We start from the raw sequence: 1,680 nt of genomic DNA on the forward strand, positions 1-1,680 counted from the left end.
GTTCGTCGAGAGGTGACCCGGCCGGTCAGGCGCTGAGGGTCGCCAGGTGCTGCTTGACCTGAGTGATCGAGGGGTTGGTCAGGGCGCTGCCGTCGGCGAAGCGCAGCGTCGGCACCGTCTGGTTGCCGCCGTTGACGCTCATCACGAACTCCGCGGCCTCCGGATCCCGCTCGATGTCGACCACCTCGTACCCGATGCCCTCCCGGTCGAGCTGCGACTTCAGCCGGTGGCAGTAGCCGCACCAGGGGGTGGAATACATCGTCAGCATGGTCGGATCCTCCAACTCCTCTGACCGCCGGCTTGCGGATCAAGCCGAGGCTGTCCGCTACAACGTCCGGAGGAGCTGAGATGATTCCTGGTTGTGGTGGTTCACTCAGCGTCGGAAGGCGTACTTGCCGGGCTGGACCCGGAGCAGCGCTCCGCGGTGACCGCACCCGCCGGCCCGGTCTGCATCCTCGCCGGCGCCGGCACCGGCAAGACCCGCGCGATCACCTCCCGGATCGCCCACCGGGCGCTCTCCGGGGAGATCTCCCCCCGGCACGTGCTCGCCGTCACCTTCACCGCCCGGGCCGCCGCCGAGATGCGACACCGTCTCACTCTGCTCGGGGCGCACGGTGTCCAGGCGCGGACATTCCACTCCGCCGCGCTGCGGCAGGTGCGCTACTTCGCTCCCCGCCTGCTGGCCGGCCGGGCCATGCCCGAGCTGCTGGACAGCAAGGTGCGGCTGGTCACCCTCGCCGCCGCCCGGGTCGGCCTGCGTACCGACCGGGCCGCCGCGCGGGACCTGGCCGGCGAGATCGAGTGGGCCAAGTCGTCGCTGGTCGAGCCGGGGGACTACGTCGTGTCGGCGGCCCGGGCACTGCGGGACACGCCGCACGAGCCGGCGAAGGTCGCCGAGGTGTTCACCGCGTACGAGCAGCTCAAGCGCTCCAACGGGGTGATCGACTTCGAGGACATGCTGCGCGCCGCGGTGTGGGGCATCGAGGAGCACCGGGACGTCGCCGAGCAGGTCCGCAGCCAGTACCGGCACTTCGTGGTCGACGAGTACCAGGACGTCAACCCGCTCCAGCAGCGGTTGCTGGACGCCTGGCTGGGCGGCCGGGACGACCTGACCGTGGTCGGCGACGCCAGCCAGACGATCTACTCGTTCACCGGGGCGACCTCGTCGTACCTGGTCGACTTTCCGCGCCGGCACCGGAACGCCACAGTGGTCCGGCTGGTCCGCGACTACCGCTCCACCCCGCAGGTCGTCGGGCTGGCCAACGCGGTGATCTCCCAGGCCCGCGGCGCCGAGGCGCGGCTGCGGTTGGAGTTGAGCGGGCAGCGCCCCCCGGGACCGGAACCCGACCTGCGGATCTTCACCGACGAGCCGGCCGAGGCGAACGCGGTGGCCGCGCGCTGCCGGTCGCTGATCGACGCGGGCACCCCGGCGAAGGAGATCGCCGTGCTGTTCCGCGTCAACGCGCAGTCCGAGGCGTACGAGAAGGCGCTCACCGAGGCCGCCGTGCCGTACGTGGTGCAGGGCGCGGAGCGGTTCTTCGAGCGGACCGAGGTGCGCCAGGCGATGGTCGCCCTGCGGTCGGCCACCCGCTCGATCCCCGGGGAGACCCCGTTGCCGACCGCCGTGGTCGAGGCGCTCACCGCGGTCGGCTGGGCCACCGGCCGGGGGCGCGTCCGGGG

Annotated in this window: 2 protein-coding genes; one reads left to right on the forward strand and one right to left on the reverse strand. The window is 72.1% G+C overall.

Annotation, left to right across the window (positions count from 1 at the left end):
- Positions 1 to 25 precede the first annotated feature (25 nt).
- A complete protein-coding gene (locus AB0J68_RS31975; protein WP_355063701.1) occupies positions 26 to 268 on the reverse strand; it encodes a mycoredoxin in 243 nt (80 codons plus the stop codon).
- 93 nt (positions 269 to 361) lie between these two features.
- On the opposite strand from AB0J68_RS31975, the gene AB0J68_RS31980 reads away from it, so the two are divergent.
- The coding region (locus AB0J68_RS31980; protein ID WP_363942591.1) for an ATP-dependent helicase at positions 362 to 1,680 on the forward strand (1,319 nt) is incomplete at its 3' end.

Source organism: Micromonospora sp. NPDC049580, assembly GCF_040675595.1.
Lineage (GTDB): Bacteria > Actinomycetota > Actinomycetes > Mycobacteriales > Micromonosporaceae > Micromonospora.